At 46.1% G+C, this 17,116-nt stretch carries 16 protein-coding genes; 12 read left to right on the forward strand and 4 right to left on the reverse strand.

The features are described from left to right. Positions 1–52 precede the first annotated feature (52 nt). Positions 53–802 (reverse strand): YdcF family protein, encoded by a 750-nt coding sequence (locus ABEW32_RS03785; protein WP_430184844.1) that lies wholly within the window; start codon positions 800–802, stop codon positions 53–55. A 211-nt stretch (positions 803–1,013) separates the two neighbouring features. Between ABEW32_RS03785 and ABEW32_RS03790 the strand changes: the two genes are divergently transcribed. The 5 genes from ABEW32_RS03790 to ABEW32_RS03810 all read left to right on the forward strand — a co-directional run bounded on the left by ABEW32_RS03790 (position 1,014) and on the right by ABEW32_RS03810 (position 6,634). Further along, a complete protein-coding gene (locus tag ABEW32_RS03790) occupies positions 1,014–1,901 on the forward strand; it encodes a DMT family transporter (protein ID WP_430184845.1) in 888 nt (295 codons plus the stop codon). Positions 1,902–2,068: 167 nt separating this feature from the next. Beyond that, positions 2,069–2,845 carry an NAD-dependent epimerase/dehydratase family protein gene (locus tag ABEW32_RS03795; protein ID WP_430184847.1) on the forward strand — a complete coding sequence of 259 codons (777 nt, stop codon included), beginning with the start codon at positions 2,069–2,071 and terminating at the stop codon, positions 2,843–2,845. Between the two features lie 233 nt (positions 2,846–3,078). Next, positions 3,079–4,071: an ABC transporter permease gene (locus ABEW32_RS03800; protein WP_430184849.1), complete on the forward strand. Its 993-nt coding sequence runs from the start codon at positions 3,079–3,081 to the stop codon at positions 4,069–4,071. A gap of 18 nt (positions 4,072–4,089) precedes the next feature. Beyond that, complete coding sequence (locus ABEW32_RS03805) at positions 4,090–4,983, forward strand: carbohydrate ABC transporter permease (RefSeq protein WP_016821652.1); 894 nt, start codon at positions 4,090–4,092, stop codon at positions 4,981–4,983. Positions 4,984–5,092: 109 nt separating this feature from the next. Next, positions 5,093–6,634 (forward strand): extracellular solute-binding protein, encoded by a 1,542-nt coding sequence (locus ABEW32_RS03810; RefSeq protein WP_430184852.1) that lies wholly within the window; start codon positions 5,093–5,095, stop codon positions 6,632–6,634. A 72-nt stretch (positions 6,635–6,706) separates the two neighbouring features. On the opposite strand, the gene ABEW32_RS03815 is transcribed toward ABEW32_RS03810, so the two are convergent. Beyond that, the gene (locus ABEW32_RS03815) at positions 6,707–8,968 is read right to left on the reverse strand and encodes an AraC family transcriptional regulator (protein WP_430184854.1); all 2,262 of its coding nucleotides are present in this window, start codon (positions 8,966–8,968) and stop codon (positions 6,707–6,709) included. 323 nt (positions 8,969–9,291) lie between these two features. Between ABEW32_RS03815 and ABEW32_RS03820 the strand changes: the two genes are divergently transcribed. Continuing rightward, positions 9,292–10,014: a TetR/AcrR family transcriptional regulator gene (locus ABEW32_RS03820; RefSeq protein WP_430184856.1), complete on the forward strand. Its 723-nt coding sequence runs from the start codon at positions 9,292–9,294 to the stop codon at positions 10,012–10,014. A gap of 26 nt (positions 10,015–10,040) precedes the next feature. Next, complete coding sequence (gene map, locus ABEW32_RS03825) at positions 10,041–10,787, forward strand: type I methionyl aminopeptidase (RefSeq protein WP_430184858.1); 747 nt, start codon at positions 10,041–10,043, stop codon at positions 10,785–10,787. A gap of 140 nt (positions 10,788–10,927) precedes the next feature. Here map and exlX read toward each other — a convergent pair whose 3' ends face one another. Next, positions 10,928–11,641 carry an expansin ExlX gene (gene exlX / locus ABEW32_RS03830; protein WP_430184860.1) on the reverse strand — a complete coding sequence of 238 codons (714 nt, stop codon included), beginning with the start codon at positions 11,639–11,641 and terminating at the stop codon, positions 10,928–10,930. Positions 11,642–11,978: 337 nt separating this feature from the next. Between exlX and ABEW32_RS03835 the strand changes: the two genes are divergently transcribed. Next, the gene (locus ABEW32_RS03835) at positions 11,979–12,695 is read left to right on the forward strand and encodes a metal-dependent hydrolase (protein WP_430184862.1); all 717 of its coding nucleotides are present in this window, start codon (positions 11,979–11,981) and stop codon (positions 12,693–12,695) included. 98 nt (positions 12,696–12,793) lie between these two features. Here ABEW32_RS03835 and ABEW32_RS03840 read toward each other — a convergent pair whose 3' ends face one another. Continuing rightward, a complete protein-coding gene (locus ABEW32_RS03840; protein WP_430184864.1) occupies positions 12,794–13,873 on the reverse strand; it encodes a M42 family metallopeptidase in 1,080 nt (359 codons plus the stop codon). Between the two features lie 183 nt (positions 13,874–14,056). On the opposite strand from ABEW32_RS03840, the gene spoVAC reads away from it, so the two are divergent. From spoVAC to ABEW32_RS03860, 4 genes are all read left to right on the forward strand, one after another. After that, positions 14,057–14,563 carry a stage V sporulation protein AC gene (spoVAC, locus tag ABEW32_RS03845; RefSeq protein ID WP_430185341.1) on the forward strand — a complete coding sequence of 169 codons (507 nt, stop codon included), beginning with the start codon at positions 14,057–14,059 and terminating at the stop codon, positions 14,561–14,563. After that, positions 14,560–15,582 (forward strand): stage V sporulation protein AD, encoded by a 1,023-nt coding sequence (gene spoVAD / locus ABEW32_RS03850; protein WP_430184866.1) that lies wholly within the window; start codon positions 14,560–14,562, stop codon positions 15,580–15,582. The genes spoVAC and spoVAD overlap by 4 nt, the downstream gene beginning before the upstream one ends. Continuing rightward, positions 15,579–15,935 carry a stage V sporulation protein AE gene (gene spoVAE, locus ABEW32_RS03855; RefSeq protein ID WP_430184868.1) on the forward strand — a complete coding sequence of 119 codons (357 nt, stop codon included), beginning with the start codon at positions 15,579–15,581 and terminating at the stop codon, positions 15,933–15,935. The genes spoVAD and spoVAE overlap by 4 nt, the downstream gene beginning before the upstream one ends. Before the next feature lie 220 nt (positions 15,936–16,155). After that, positions 16,156–17,115 (forward strand): AAA family ATPase, encoded by a 960-nt coding sequence (locus ABEW32_RS03860; protein WP_430184870.1) that lies wholly within the window; start codon positions 16,156–16,158, stop codon positions 17,113–17,115. Position 17,116: the final 1 nt, after the last annotated feature.

The raw sequence follows: 17,116 nt of genomic DNA on the forward strand, positions 1-17,116 counted from the left end.
AGCGATCAGGACGCTTGTTTGTGCTGTGTTTGTTTTACACCTGCGTATCCCATTATTTAAGCTTTAATGCTAAAATTCCTAAATACTCCTTGAGGGCTGTCCCGGTTGTAGAGATAGCCCCAGCCGACGGTGAGAGCTTGGCAGCATACAGTGACAATGTTCCACTTGCCAGATAGTCGGTTGGATAAGCTGTGGCTTGCATACCTGCACGCTGAAATTCCAGTGCAGCACGGGGCATATGGAATGCGGAGGTCACCAGAATAGGTTTTGTGAGCTGGTGCTGTTTTAAAATTTGGGAGGTATATTCGGCATTTTGCCGTGTATTCAAGGAACGGTTTTCAATGAAGATGTCCTTTGCAGGAATACCGAGTCCTACTAGCTGTCTCTGCGCAATATTCGCTTCGTTACCACTGTCTCCAAACACTTGTCCACCGGAAAAAAGAATAGGTAGACCTGTTGCTTCATGAAGTCTAGCCGCAGTGAGCAGTCGGTTGGCCGCAGACCCTAACAGATTACCTTGTCCATTGATGTCGGGAGTTCCCTCTGTAGCTCCGCCCCCAAGTACGACAATAACATCGCCTTGAACGGTATTGGGCTGTGGATACTGCTTTTCCAGACTACGGATTAACAAATCTCCAGCCAAATTGGTCGATGAAACATACAGCAGCAATGTAACAAAGAGCAGTACCACAGCAGGTTTACGCGCCCGTTTCCATAGCCAGATTACAAGCCCTGCCATCACGAGGATGAACAAACCGGGAGGAAGCACGAAGCTGTATAAAAATTTGATGAAATAAATCAAGTGCAGACACCCTCCTATCCTTATAAGCTTTATCTATTGGGTACATTGTAACATAGGCCAAAGACTGGATTCCTCTGTTCGGAACCCTATCCCATGAACAAGCGCACTGGAGAAGCGGAGCTTTTCCCTATATATTTTTGTTTGATAAAGTTGTCCCGTAGGCGTAATATATAAAGTCTAGTGATTTTTTTCATAGAGGAGCGAGAGCATCATGGGAGAGTTAACGACAGCCAAGCGGATAATGATGATCGCGCTACTGGTTGTATTGTGGGGCATTTCTTGGCCCATCTATAAAGTTGCACTGGAATTCACGCCTCCCCTTTTGTTTGCAGGACTACGCACACTGTTGGGTGGTCTGCTATTGGGAGCGATTTTAGCACCGAGATGGAATCGCATTTGCTGGAAAGAAAATTGGCGGGTGTATGCTATTTCAGGTATTTTTAACGTAGTACTGTTTTATGGCTTGCAAACCGTGGGGCTCATGTATGTTCCATCTGGCCTGTTCTCTGTGCTGGTATATCTTCAGCCTGTGCTGGTTGGCATTTTTGCATGGATGTGGCTGGGGGAAGCAATGTCCAAGCTCAAAGTGATTGGATTGATCATTGGATTTCTGGGCGTGGCAGCTGTCAGTGTCGGAGGCTTTTCAGGACATGTGGCTATTGCAGGTGTAATTATTGCCATTGTTACAGCGGTGAGCTGGGCGTTGGGAACCGTGTATGTGAAAAAGGTTAACAAGCGTGTGGATTCGTTGTGGCTGGTCGCATTTCAATGTACACTTGGAGGCATCGTGTTGACAGGAGCTGGATCGGTAGCGGAAAGCTGGTCAGACATCGTATGGAATGTTCCATATGTGTCAGGACTGGTGTTCGGGACTGTGCTGGGAATTTCACTGTCCTGGCTGCTGTATTTCACGCTGGTCAATTCGGGAGATGCCAGTAAGGTCGCTTCCTATACGTTTTTGGTGCCGGTGATTTCGGTATTTGTCAGTTCTATGCTGCTTCACGAATCGATTACGGCTTTTCTGTTGATTGGTCTGGTATTGATCGGTTTTAGCATTTATCTGGTTAATCGCAGAGTGAGGGTAGTACAGCAAGCTTGAAATTAATATCTTAAAAAAGTAATAAGTAAGGACTTTGCTCAGGTAGCAGAGTCCTTTTTTATAGCTGACAGAATGCAGCGAATGATGGTATCAAGGTTCCCTCTTTAGGGAGTTGGTTAAGCTATGGATGACAGCACACTGACACATAAAGAAGGGAGATGCGGACGATGGCACGGAAATTATTGATAACAGGGGCAGCGGGCACAATTGGGAAAGTACTCTATGAAGGACTAAAAGCGGAAGGAAAATATGAAATAACCGCTGCCGATGTAATGAGGGATGAAGAAGCAGGGATTGTCGAACTGGATATACATGATACTGTAAGGTTGGCTGAGCTTACACATGGAGTGGATACGGTACTTCATTTTGCATGGATTAAGGATGAGGGGGATTTCCTCGGTAAAGTGCTGTCTGGCAATGTAAGCGGAGCGTATAAGCTGTATGAAGCTGCGGTCAAAAATGGGGTGAAGCGCATTATTTTTGCCAGTTCCAATCATGCCACAGGGTTTTATAAAGTAGGCGAAGCGATAGATGTAGAGGATCCTTACCGACCTGATAGCTTTTATGGATTGAGTAAGTGCTATATTGAACTGTTGGGACGGCTGTATGCCGATCAGGGCAAAATATCTTCAATGAATATCCGCATCGGTAATTTTCCTGGGGACGATCGGCCGCATTCGGAGCGTGCTGCTCATATATGGATCTCCGAGCGCGATATGATTCATCTGACCGTCTGCTGTATCGAGGCCCCTTCGGAGATGAGTTATCTTAATTTGTACGGTACGTCAGCCAATACGGATAATTATTATGACATTGGTTACTTGGAAGAACTAATTGGATATAAGCCGCAGGATAATGCCGCTGAGTTGTTGGAGCAGGCCAAGAAAACTGGAGTTCGGGTGAAACAGGATGAAACCACTTTTCAGGGTGGGCAAAAGGAATAGAGCAGATCGTCCAAATGTGCTTTATAATAGGCTTAAGGCGTCGATCAGGCGCCTCATATTACATAAAACTTCACAAATATCCGAATTGTTCACTCCTCTGGACACTCCTTTGTTCATGAAGCATGAGAGGTTTCACTTTTCATTTTGAATGCGCTTACATAATATATAGTCATACGGCGGCGATGCTACAAACCTTGCGGTCGGTAATGTATATAGAGGGGGAGTGACTCACATTGAATCAGCCTATGCCCAAAAATTCTGCAATGCTTACGACGGATTCCCGCTTGAACGATAGGCTGGGAACAGGCAGGAAACACGGTTTTTTCTATGAACTGATTCGCAATCGAGTATTATTTCTGATGTTGTTACCTACTTTAATCTTTTTCTTCATAAATTCGTACATTCCTATGGTCGGCATCTATTATGCATTTACACAGTTCGACTTCAATACCAGCCTTTTTGAGGCCCAGTTTGTCGGACTCCAGAATTTTCGCTTTCTATGGCAATCCGGCACGCTGACCAAATTGACATTGAATACAGTTGGATACAACGCGGCATTTATCTTACTCGGCAACGTGTTAGCGATTGTCCTCGCTATTTTGCTGAATGAGTTGCAAGGCCGCTACTTTAAAAAGATCACTCAATCTGTGATGTTTCTGCCGTATTTTGTTTCCTTCGTTATTCTAAGTGTCATCGTGTACAACATATTTAATTATGATAATGGTTTTCTGAACACGTTGCTGGTGCAACTCGGTGGTGAACGCGTGGATGTGTATAACAAACCATGGGTGTGGATTTTCCTGATTATCCTGTTCTATTTGTGGAAAAATCTCGGCTACAGTATGGTAATCTACCTGGCAGCGATCACAGGGATCAGTGACGAATATTATGAGGCAGCTAAAATAGACGGAGCTAACATTTTCCAACGAATCTGGTACATTACCGTTCCTATGCTCAAGTCGACATTCGTTGTGCTACTGTTATTTGCGCTGGGTAGCATTATGAAAGGACAATTCGATCTGTTCTATCAGTTAATCGGTAACAACGGTGTGTTGTACAATACGACGGATATTTTGGACACTTATGTGTATCGTTCCTTGAAAGTAACTTTTGATGTGGGGATGGCTTCAGCCGCAGGTGTGTATCAATCCCTGTTCGGATTTGTACTGATCATGACTGTGAACTACATCATCCGCAAGCTGAACGACGAATATGCCTTATTCTAGAAAGGAGGACCCAAACGGATGGCGATCAAAGAAGATGTATACACTCGACTATTTAAAATCATCTCTTATGTGATTATCATTGTGGCATCCATTGCCTGTTTACTCCCGTTCCTACTTATTATTTCAGCTTCACTAACCAGTAATGAATCGATTATCAGGGATGGCTATCACTTTATTCCACAGCAATTCTCGCTGGAAGGATACCGGACGGTGTTCACCTTTCCTGAAGAGGTGTTAAGGGCGTACGGGGTGACGATTTTTACTACGGTTGTAGGTACGACGCTGGGCCTGTTCCTGATGACGATGGCTGGGTATGTGCTGGCACGTAAAGATTTTAAATACCGCAACGCGTTTTCATTCTATATTTACTTTACGACGTTGTTCGGAGGCGGCTTAGTACCTTGGTACATTATGCTCACGAAGTATTTGGGGCTGCTAGATACGTATACAGTGCTTATTTTCCCGGGATTAATGACTCCATTTCTGATCATTTTGATGAAAAACTTCATTCGTTCCTCGATGCCGGAAGAACTGTTCGAGTCTGCTAAAATAGACGGTGCGGGTGATTTTAAAATTTACTACCGAATTGTACTGCCTTTATCTACACCGGGTATTGCTACTGTGGGGCTGTTTCTGGCTTTGGCTTACTGGAATGACTGGTTCTCATCCTCACTCTTTATTAATGACCCGCATAAATACCAGTTGCAATACTATCTGTATAATGTCATTAACTCCATGCAATTTATTGCTCAAATGGGTGCAGGTACCGGCGTGTCCCTGTCCAACGATATGCCGACAGAGTCGACCAAAATGGCAATGGCGATCGTGGTTACGGGTCCCATTTTACTACTGTACCCGTTCATTCAGCGTTACTTTGTCAAGGGGCTGACGATTGGTGCGGTAAAAGGATAAGCAGCACTAAAGGCTGAGATGGCATGATGTGCTGACATTGTGCCATCCAAGCAGCACTTTTTGTAAGCGTTTTATTTAAACGGACTACCATTTCAAAGGGAGGATTCACATGACAATCACAAAGAAAAGAAAACAACGCATGTCCATCCTGATTGCAGTAATGGTTATCATGGCGCTCTTGGCCGGATGTGGGGGCGGTAGCGGAAACAGCGCACAAAAAGCAAATGGAGAGGATGATAAAGCCCAAAAAGTACAGCTGCAATTTTATATGCTGGGTGATGCTCCTAAGGACCTGTCTAGCATTGAGGCAGAGATTAATAAGTTGGCAGAAAAAGATCTGAATGCCACCGTCAAATTTAACTATACAACGTGGACAGACTGGGATCAAAAATATAAGCTGTTACTGTCTTCGGGTCAGCCTATCGACCTGATCTTCACTGCAGATTGGACGCAGTATCAGGCCTATGCCAAGAAGGGTGCATTCCTTCCGCTAGACGATCTACTGCCTAAGGCCGCACCTGCCTTACAAAAATTCGTGCCTCAGGACATGTGGGATGGGGTTAAAATCGGAGGCAAAATTTATACCGTGCCTGGCACGTACAAAGAATATGTCACAAACGGTTTTGTATGGCGTGAAGATTTACGCGAAAAGTACAATTTGCCTAAACCGACAGACATCAAAAGTTACGAGGCTTACATGGACGGGATACGTCAGCATGAGCCTAGTATGAAAACGGTATCTTTGAACAGCGATATCAAGGGAAATCTGCATGATCGCTATACCGAATTAGTCACGAAGAGTATAGGTGCTTTGCCTTATGGCATTGGCATCAAATATGAAAAACCAACAGAGGTATACAAATATTGGGGCTCAGATGAACAAAAAGAAGAGCTGAACACCTACAAACGCTGGGCTGATAAAGGATTCATTCCTAAAAACGTATTAAACGTAAAAGATACACTTCAGGATCAGGTCACTTCTGGTAAAGCTGCGAGTATTTTCGGCGACAATCCAACCCGGTTTAATGATATGGTCATTAAGCTCAAAGCATCTCATCCCGACTGGAAGCTTGAGTACTATCCATTCCCGCTGACAACAGGCTATGCAACGCCGGTGCATCCGATTCATAATGGCTTTGCAATTCCAAAAAGTAGCCCGAACCCAGCCCGTGCATTGGCCTTTTATGAAAAGCTGGTAACAGACAAACGCTATAATTTGCTTACGCAATATGGTATCGAAGGCAAAAACTACGAAGTCAAAGATGGTTACTATCATATGATAGGTAGCGGCAGTACGAATGGATTTTCACGGGAAGGCATGAACAGCTGGGCTTGGCGTAACCCGGAATACATGCTGTTTGATTCAGGTTTCGACCGTGTGAAGAAGATTTTTGCGGAGCTGGATAAAATCCAGAAGCCTGACCTGTTTACCGGTTTTGCAGAGGACTATACGACCTACCAAGCAGAAAAAGCGGCGTTGGAACAGGTTGAGAAGCAATACCTGTACCCGCTCCAAGCTGGACTGATCGACAACGTTGATCAAGGTCTTGAGACTTTCATGCAAAAGGCGAACCAAGCGGGTTTGGAAAAAATTCAAACCGAATATACAAAACAATGGGAAGCTTATGTGAAGGAGAAGGGGATCAAATAAAACGTAAACAGCTGTGATCTAAGCAGAAAAGCAAGTCTCCAGAAAGTTGGAGGCTTGCTTTTTTGATGTCGCCTATTGCGCATTTGCTTTAGAACGGCGAAAATCTGTGGGTGTCACGCCCAGGCTGCGTTTGAACATACGGTGGAAATAAGAGCTACTCGCAAATCCGGTTTGTTCTGCCACGTCAGCCACCGACCAGTCGGTCTGTTCCAGCAGCTCACAGGCCTTGCGAATACGGAGCTGCTGGATGACGTCCACAATGGTGGACATGGTTTGTTGCTTATAAAGCCTACTTACATAAATTGGAGACAAATCGAGTTCTTCCGCAATCTGATTGAGACAGAAATTAGGATCTGTATAGGCCTGTTCCATTCGCTCATTGATCTGTTGCACCAAGCGTTCTTGCTTCGTATTTCGTTTTTCCGCTAGACTGGAGCGAACCTGATCAAAGACCAATTGGTAATGATCAATAAGGTCCTCGGCGGTCTCTAATCGATCTGCGGATGGTAAGTCAGGTTTAGATTCGATAGCCAATCCATTGAGCTCACTTATGTGCCGAACGGCATTATTCACACTCATGATAAGCCGGGATATTGCCACCCGAACAGAGGAAAACGGATATTGCTCCATATGCATCAACAGGTCTTTGAACATCTGGTGTGCATCCTCCGTATGACCAGATAGCAATGTATCTAATAATTTTTTTTCTTTATCTGATGGAAATACATAAGTATTTTGGACATCTTCATCTGTAGTGCTTCGCGCATTAATAATACAGCCATGTCCCTGAAAAAAACGATGCATAGATGCGTTGTCTACCTGGCGGTATAGCAGATGCAACTGTTCTGGTTGACTTGTAATTACACTGTAGGTTAGTGATACACTTAGCTTCAAATATTCGAGACAAGCTTCGCGTATTTGGCGTAATAGGGTCTCCAGTAGTACCGTGTCTGTATGTTCTGCAGGGTCTAAAATGTTGAGCATCAACAGGACGCTATCCTCATCCATATCAACGGTCTCCACCCGATATGTTTGCCCGCATATTTCGGAAGCGATATTCATGATGGCAAACTTGTAGGGGAGCAGATCAGGTCCGCGTTCGTTTTGCCATCGAGCATATTCATCTATGCGCAGGAGGACAAGCCGATAATCTTTGTCGAACTGGAATGTAATCCCAAGCTCACGCAGTCGTTCCGGTTCTTCGCCGGCAGGAAGATTTCGGATGCCGCGAATCACATTCCGTAAAATGTTTTGCCGGATCGTGTACATACTGTTGCGTTTCTCCGATTCCAGTGAATTCATATGCACAACAATTTGACCAATAGGTGTATACAGCATTTTGGACAGTAGCCAGGAAGCTACAAATCCTGCCATTCCAATGATGGCTGCGATCAGTAGCATGGCATTACGAATAACACTCGCCATTTTGATAACGCTTTCATATGGTGTGACACTAATATATTGCCAACCTAATCCATCCGGGGAAGTATAGGAAATCAGTGATCTTTTACCATAAAAGTCTTCTACAAAATAGCCTGTTTCCTGTTTTTTGACCCTGGTGTGCAGCCATAGCTGTTCTTTTTCGTTCAAAGCTTCGTCTGTCAACGTTGTACCAGACAACAATCTGCCTTGATCGTCTAAAATATAAGCAGTCCCGCCTGAGATAGGATTCGACGCCATTTCCTTGTTCATCCAGGCCGCTGACACGTTCACAATCACAGCCGAATTTATCGTTTCGTTCGAGTTAATTGCGTCATAGCATAAATACGTATAGGCTGCGATATTTGGGCTTGCTTGCTCTACGCCAGCTTCGGAGTCTGAGGCAGACAGCAACGGATACGTGCGTGGAATAGGCGTAAAGGGTTTGTAGTCCTGATAATGATCCAGCACGCGAATGATGTCTGTATCAGCCAGTTCATGCTTGCTGAATAACCCGTTTTGGCCTTGTGAGGACGCAATGTAGAAGGTGTCACTTTTAGGGTTATACACGTAGATGGATTCAATATAAGGCATGGAGTTAAGATAATTATTTAATTCGGTCATGGCAGCGGTTACATCATATACATTGGGCTTGGGGTAATACAACAGCTTGGATAGGGTACTGCTGCGATACATTTGGAATGCCAATGATTGAGCAATAGATGTCATGTTAATGACCTCTTTGCTTCTCAACGTCAAGCTATTGTGATTGGCTTCGAATGCCTGCTCCTTTTCCACGCGAATATAGTAAAAATAATATACAGTGGTGGATACCAGCAACGTTAGTGTTATGCATAACGTAATGCTGACCAGCAATTTGCTGTGTAGCTTGTGATGCTTTTTGAAATTGCTCATCTGAACAGGCCTCCTGTCTGTGTGCACATAGCTGTAAAGTACACCCTATTTATGTATTCATTATACGTATGATCTTATGAACAGGACAGTGAACAAACCAATTCCTTGTGAAAAATAATGATTTATTCGTAAAAAGGGCGGGAGCGTACATGCGCAAACAGGTCCACATATCTGAAATAACGTGCTGAAACCTGCTATCCGTTGATCAAGCACAGATTTCTAGGTTGAGCCGGCAATCCTCCAGCTAATCTCTTGTTATTTGTAAGCCGATGTTTTATATTGACATAAGAGTAGGTCAAAAATAAAAGAGGTGATTGAACGAGATGAGTCCACGTACGAAGGAACAAAACGAAGAGATCCGGCTGCGGCGTCTGGAGCAAATCCGGAAAGCCGCTGCCGATGTATTTTTAAATAAAGGGCCTTTAATGGAAATCCGCGATGTGGCCGCGCAGGCGGGACTCGGCTATGGCACGGTATACCATTATTACAGCAATAAGGGCAATTTGCTCCACGATCTGCTATGGGACGCGTTGGAGCGAGCCGGAGGATGGATGGAAGCTCCGAGCGCTTTGGCCTCGGAGAAGGCGCCGGCGGGCGGGCATTTTGGCTTGGCTGCTGCAGCGGACACCGGGGACTCGGCTGCCGCGGATTCCCGAAGGGCAAGCCGCGAAACGGCTGCTGCCGCAGGGCTTGGCCCCGTCGCTGCCGCCAGCGTCCGGCTACTGCAGCTCTGGGCGGAGGACCACGCCCTATACCTGCTACATAAGCTGGCCGGTGAGGACTTTGCCTCGCTGCCTGAAGGGCGCTCGGCCCCGCTCTCGGTCGCCTTTCGCCGGGAGGTGCTCGCGCCGCTTGCTGCGCTGCTGGAAACCGGACGTGTAGCGGACGGAGCCACAGCTTCCGGCGAAAAGGCAGCGGAGCTGTCGTATCGGCTACAGCGCGCGGAGATGCTGCTGGCCGCCTTGGTCGGCTGCGCCTCGCTTTCGCTGCGCCGCGGAAAGCTGCACGAGGAGGCCAGGGATATCGTCAAGTTTTTAAAATTATAGAATGGATGAGGAGCGAATAAAGGAAGATGATTATTTTAAAATCACCTAGGGAAATCGAAGAGATGAAACCGGCGAGCCAAATCATTGCGGACTGCTACCGCGAGGTGGCTAGACTGATCGAGCCCGGGATCACCACCCAGGAAATCAATGACTTTGTTGCCAGACACATCACCAAGCTGGGCGGCAAGCAGTTTACGAAAGGGTACAACGGTTTCCCTGCCGAAACCTGCATTTCAGTCAACGATGTGGTGGCTCACGGCATTCCTTCGAACCAGACGCTTATGGACGGTGACTTGCTAAAGCTCGACATCGTGGTGGAATACGGCGGATGGTTCGGCGATTCGTGCTGGTGCTATGCGGTGGGCAATATCCGGCCGGAGGCGCAAAAATTAATGAAGGTGACAAAGGAATGCTTGGATCTGGGGATCGCCCGAGCGCTTCCCGGGGGCCGACTCGGCGACATAACGTCAGCGATTCAACAGCATGCGGAAGCGAACGGGTTCTCGGTCGTACGCGATCTGTTGGCCCACGGGATCGGGCGGAGCCTGCACGAGGAGCCGAGCTACGAGCACATCGGCGTAGCCGGCAAAGGCATTCGGTTAAAGGAAGGCATGGTATTTACGATTGAACCGATGTTGAACGAAGGTACGTTTCGTATCACGATCGACGACGATCAGTGGACGGCGAGGACGGCCGACGGCAAGCTGTCGGCGCAATATGAGCATACGATCGCAGTCACGGCGGACGGACCGCTGATTTTAACGGCCCAGTAAGAATAGAGGCGAACATACGGGGATATGTCTTTTAAGGAAATAAGTCGCCGACCCGGCCTCCTTCATCTGATGAAAGTTGGTAATTCGAAATGACGAAAAAGCGCTGAGCCTCGCCTGGATCAGCGCTTTTTGATCTTCAATCAGTCAGGAAATTGAACGTTACCTTTAACGATATAGGCTTGGCCTGTGCCATTTTCCGCTAGAGCCGGGATAGTATCGTTGAGCACAACACCGCGAATGTCCGTAATCCGTATTTTCAGAGGCTGTTTTCCTAAGTTAGTACCCAAAAAGTGATTGTAATCCTGTTTTTCGAGATTGAGCCATTGCCCGTTTTGTTGAACTTCCATTTTTAAGACCGGATACTTATGATTGCGCACTTGAATGGCTGCCCACCACTGGCTGCTGCCTTCTTTAATGCGATAGGAGACATTGCCGCTCACCGGAGCTTTGACAACTTTCCATGAAATATTGATTTTTCCATCCTTTTGATCACCAATCAGATTGAAGGCATTCGGTGACAGATCGAGCGCGCCGCTTGGACCCTCAGGGTATAAATCTGTTACATATACGGTTGTTTTTCCTTTAGGGCCTTGAACTTCCAAATAGGCGCCAGCTAATGCGGCTTTGATTCCATTATAATTAAGTTGTGTGGGGTTAAGCGCTGTAATTTTGGCATCAGAAGGGATAGGATCAAGCAGTAATGCTCCTCCAGAGTAACCTGATCCTGTATATGTGGCATATCCCGTGTATGTATCATTCCAAGCAGCTGAAGCGGGAAGGGCGAACAATACGATACTTAGCAATGACGTCAGACCGATCGTTTTGAACTTTCGGAACATAGATTTTTCTCGCACAATTATTTCCTCCTTGTTCATTTAATAGATTTATATAGTAAATATAAACACTATATTACCTAATATTCCAAATTGTACAATAGGACTTTGAGGCAAAATAAACAATTGGAAATTTTCGTTGATCTACCCATAGGCCATAGGGTGTGTTTTTAAGAAATGGCTGTAAGAAAGGGAGGAATAAGTAATGAGGACAAACTAGGACTTTTGGATGAAGTCTTTTAAATAGAATAAGCGAACTATTGTTCTCCTTTTGAATGTCGTATACAATCGAATCATGCTGATTTAAATAGAGTGATGTCGACTCTGTGTATGCTGCAACGAAAGGATGTTATGCATCATGATGGGAAGAGCCCATTTAATTATTGGAACCGGGGTCTCCCTGTCGGTATTAGCTTTAAGTGGATACGAAGTGACACCAGCTGCTGTGGCAGCCGCCGTGGTCGGTTCATTGCTGCCGGATATTGATGAGCCTAACTCCATGCTTGTGAGCCGTGCGTTACCGAACAAAATGCTCAGACTCATACAGCTTCTAATGATTGGTGCTGCGGTGTGGGTGTTTTTTACCCAATTGGCTCCACCGCCCTGGAATCTTGTTTTGGCTTTGCTGATGGTCAGCGCTTCTTTTATGCCTTCACGAACCATGCGTAAAGGTATCATTTTTCTAATTGGTATCGGCCTAGCCTGGTATGGGGAATCATATGCACCATGGAATTATATCGCCGGGTGTCTGTTGATCATATGTACGCTTGTTCCGCACCGAGGATTGACGCATACGGTGTATGGAACAGCAGCATGGACTGCGCTGCTTTACGGCACGACACGTTTGCATGGCGACAGCATATGGATGGCTGGAGGTATGGCGTACTTGCTGCATTTATTGGCAGATTCCTTGACAAATAACGGAATTAAGCCTTTGCCACCCTTCAAATGGAAGCTACGGTTTAAATTGATGAGCACCGGAACTCGGAAAGGAACAAAGGTAGAAAATGTATGTATTACCTTAACAGCCGTTCTCGTAGTGATTGCTTTGCTTCGGTACAAGCATTTATTTTGAGTTCCTATATTTTTGGTGCTATTAATCTAAAAAAACAGTCAAGTGCACGTTGTATGTGTCTTGACTGTTTTTTGTAGATTCCTATTTTCGGTTCATTTCTAAGCTCGTTCAACAATGGTATTCAGTGTTGTACGATCCAGGTTTTGAACGAGCTTAATGATCAGCTCTTTGGCCGCGTCATAATCATCGGTGTGAATAATGGACGAGGAAGTATGAATGTATCGTCCACATATGCCGATAACGGTGGATGGCACACCAATTCCGCTTAAGTGCACTTGACCAGCGTCCGTTCCCCCAGTGGAGATGAAATATTGGTACTTGATTTTGTGAGTTTCCGCCATGTCTTGCACGTACTCCACAATTCCGCGGTGTGTAATCATACCTGGATCAAATACACGCAACAGTGCGCCTTTGCCAAGCTGTCCGTATGCATTCGGATCTCCACCCATATCGTTGGCAGCACTGCAATCCAGTGCAAAGAAAATATCCGGCTGAATCAGATTGGCAGCTGTGCGCGCACCGCGCAGTCCCACTTCCTCCTGTACCGTAGCTCCTGCATACAATGTATTTGGAAGCTGATCCTTTTCTTTATGTAATGCCTCCAGCAGCTCAATGGCCAGGCCTACACCATATCGATTGTCCCATGCTTTAGCCATAATTTTTTTGGGATTTGCAAGTGGAGTGAACTCACAGATCGGGGCGATAGCCGTTCCGGGTACAATTCCCAGATCTTGCGCTTCCTGTCTGCTGTCTACGCCGATATCCAGGTACATATGCTTGATGTCCATCGGCTTACTCCGTTGTGCTTCATCGAGCAAGTGCGGTGAGATAGAGCCAACTACACCGATAATGGGGCCATTGGGAGTCAATACTTGAAGACGTTGTGACATGATAGCTTGGCTCCACCAGCCTCCAACCGGCTGAAAGCGAATCATTCCAGTTTCTGTAATGCCATTCACAATAAAACCAACTTCATCCAGATGGCCTGCCACCATTACACGTGGTCCACTTTCTTGTCCGCGCAGCACACCAAAAAGACTGCCCAAACGATCCTGCACGATTTCATCCGTATAACCGGATATTCGTTCTTTAACCCATGCCCGCAGCTCTCGCTCATGTCCAGGGATGGAAGGGAACTCTGTTAAGGTTTTAAACAATTCCAATGTTTTTGCTTCCATGATGTATACCTCACTCCTTATTAATTAACCAGTGGTCGTCTTGTATTCAGTATGAATGGATTTGTACGGAATGTCCACGATATCATTTTCCTGACATAACATTTCCCCAAAAAGCTCATAATGTTAAGGAGCCAAGCAACTGAACCGCCAAGCGCGGAACTTTTGAATAAGGGGTGGTGAATGATGCCAGCTAAGTCAGGACAGCGCGGTTTTCGTACCAATTCGTCGCCGTTGTCCATAAATGAGAAAGACTATCAAAGTGTTTCCCAAAAGCATGAACCCTCCAGAAAAGTATTTGCCAATTGTGTGCGTGCTTTTCTGGTTGGAGGCGTCATCTGTGTGATTGGGCAGGCGATTCAGGAAGCTTTTATGGCAGGGATGCATATTCCCGCTAAAGAGGCTGCGGCACCAACTGCATCCATGATGATCTTGTTGTCTGTTATTTTAACCTGCATCGGGGTCTACGATAAGATTGCCCAATGGGCAGGAGCGGGAACCGCGGTACCTATTACGGGTTTTGCTAACTCGATGTGCTCAGCTGCATTGGAGTATCGTTCTGAGGGATTGGTACTCGGAGTGGGTGCAAATATGTTTAAGCTGGCAGGCTCAGTTATCGTATTCGGTGTTGTAGCCGCATTTATCGTGGGCGTGATCTACGCGATCCTCGGTGTGGGGGGCAATCACTTATGAGAAGACAGGGAGGACAAACCTGGAAGTTTGAGTCAAGACCGCGCATCATTGGTAGTGCAACTGTCGTAGGCCCGGATGAAGGAGAGGGGCCACTGTCTACAGATTTCGATTATATTTATGACAATATCGAAATAAACGAGAAAACATGGGAAAAAGCGGAACGAAGATTAATTGAGCATTCTACTGAGTTGGCGCTAATTAATTCCAATTTAAACAAAGAGGAAGTTCAATTTTTCATAAGTGGTGATCTGATGAATCAGATTATCAGCAGCTCATTTACGGCTAGCAAGCTTGCTATTCCCTATTTAGGTGTTTTCGGAGCCTGCTCAACGTCGATGGAAAGTTTGGCTTTAGCCGCACTTATTGTGGATTCGGAGGCCGGCGACTACGTCATGGCGGGGACAGCCAGCCATAACTGTACTGTAGAAAAACAATTCCGCTATCCTAATGAGTATGGAGCACAGAAGCCCCCCACGGCTCAGTATACTGTAACCGGATCTGGGGCGGCCGTTGTAGGACATGCTCAGTCAGGGACAGTGGTGGATTGTGCTACCATTGGGCGTGTAATGGATATGGGCATTAAAGACCCCTTTAATATGGGGGGAGCCATGGCTCCAGCAGCGGCGGATACGCTCTTGTCCCATTTTCGGGATACAGGCAGAGACCCTGGCTACTATGACCTTATTGTAACAGGGGATTTAGCCTCTGTAGGGCTGCCAATTGCCAAGGAGCTGCTCAAAAAAGATGGATTCGATATGAGTCAGACGGAATTTAATGATTGTGGCTTACTGATTTATGACATCAATAAGCAAAAAAAGGTCATTGCAGGTGGAAGTGGTTGCGGATGCTCGGCTGTTGTAACCTATGGGCATCTGTTAAAGCGACTCGAAAAAGGAGAACTGCAAAAGGTGCTGGTCGTGGCGACCGGGGCATTATTATCTCCTTTGACTACACAGCAAGGTGAAAGCATTCCTTGTGTTGCACATGCTGTAGCTTTTGAAGCGGGAGGAAAAGTATGATATACTTATGGGCTTTTTTAGTAGGCGGTGCCATTTGTGTCGTGGGTCAGTTGATGATGGATGTCATTAAACTGACTCCGGCACACACAATGAGCACGTTGGTGGTAGCAGGTGCAATTGCGGACGCTGTCGGAATATATGATCCGCTCATCAAATTTGCCGGAGCGGGTGCGACGATTCCAATTACCAGCTTTGGTAACTCACTCGTACATGGTGCACTAACCGAATTGGAAAAGGACGGATGGCTTGGTGTTATTACAGGGATCTTTAGTGTGACAAGTGCAGGGATTTCCTCAGCGATTATTTTCTCTTTTCTGGCATGTTTGTTCGTTCGTCCAAAAGGAAGTATATAACAGTTTGTTTGAAAATGACAAAATTAAAATAATTGTATATGCGAACCCTTCGGATTTGATAACCGAAGGGTTTTTGAGTTTCTGAAAGTTCCGAAAAAACAGTACGTGCGAGAGAAGCAGGAGCTTGAATAATATGGGCGGGGGAGTTAAGTGTACTCTATGTCCGCCTTCATGTACAATAATAGGAAACATGTTGCTATCTAGGAGGTTTACAAAAGTTATGCCCGTGCGTCAAGAATCTGTGCAGATTGTATCTGCAATCCGTTCTAATTTGGAATCATGCATATTAGGTAAATCCTTTGAAATAAAATTACTGCTTACGGCTATGCTGGCGGGTGGACACATTCTGATCGAGGACGTTCCGGGTACGGGGAAAACGCAAATGATCAAGGCTCTTGCTAAATCCATGCGTGGTGATTATCGCCGTGTTCAATGTAATCCTGATATTCTACCGAGTGATATTACAGGGGTATCTATATTTCATCCACGGGACGAGCGTTTTTATTTCCGTCCGGGCCCTGTGATGACTAACATTTTGCTGGCAGACGAAATTAACCGAGCGACGACGAAAACACAGTCGGCTCTGCTGGAGGTTATGGAGGAACGAAGTGTGACGGTGGATGGGGACACTCATATGTTGCCGCATCCTTTTATGCTATGTGCCACTCAAAATCCGATTGATTTTGAAGGCACTTATATGCTGCCTGAAGCACAATTAGATCGCTTTATGCTCAAAATCAGCCTAGGTTATCCTGATTTGGAGACGGAGCGAAACATGCTGCTTCATCATCAGACGGGCCAGCCAGCTGACCGTCTGGAGGCTGTAGCGCATATGGAACAGATTGCTGACATCCAGAAGGAAATTAGAGATATCTATATGGATGAAGCGGTGACGTCCTATTTACTCGAGATTGTGCGTGCGACTAGAGAACATCCATCTGTGCTGCTGGGAGCGAGTCCACGGGCTGCACTTGCTTTTGTCATGGCTGCCAAGGCTTACGCTTTTCAGGATAACCGTGACTATGTGCTGCCTGATGATGTGAAGGCGCTGGCACCTTATGTGCTAACGCATCGTTTGCTGCTTCGTCCCGAAGCGCGCTTGGATAGTTCCAACGCCCAGTCCGTGCTGCAGTCCGTGCTCCGACAAGTGCATGTACCCGTACGAATGGAGCGTTCTTAGG

Origin of the sequence: Paenibacillus jamilae (genome assembly GCF_050482105.1) — a bacterium.
In the GTDB taxonomy this organism is placed as follows: Bacteria; Bacillota; Bacilli; order Paenibacillales; family Paenibacillaceae; genus Paenibacillus; species Paenibacillus jamilae_B.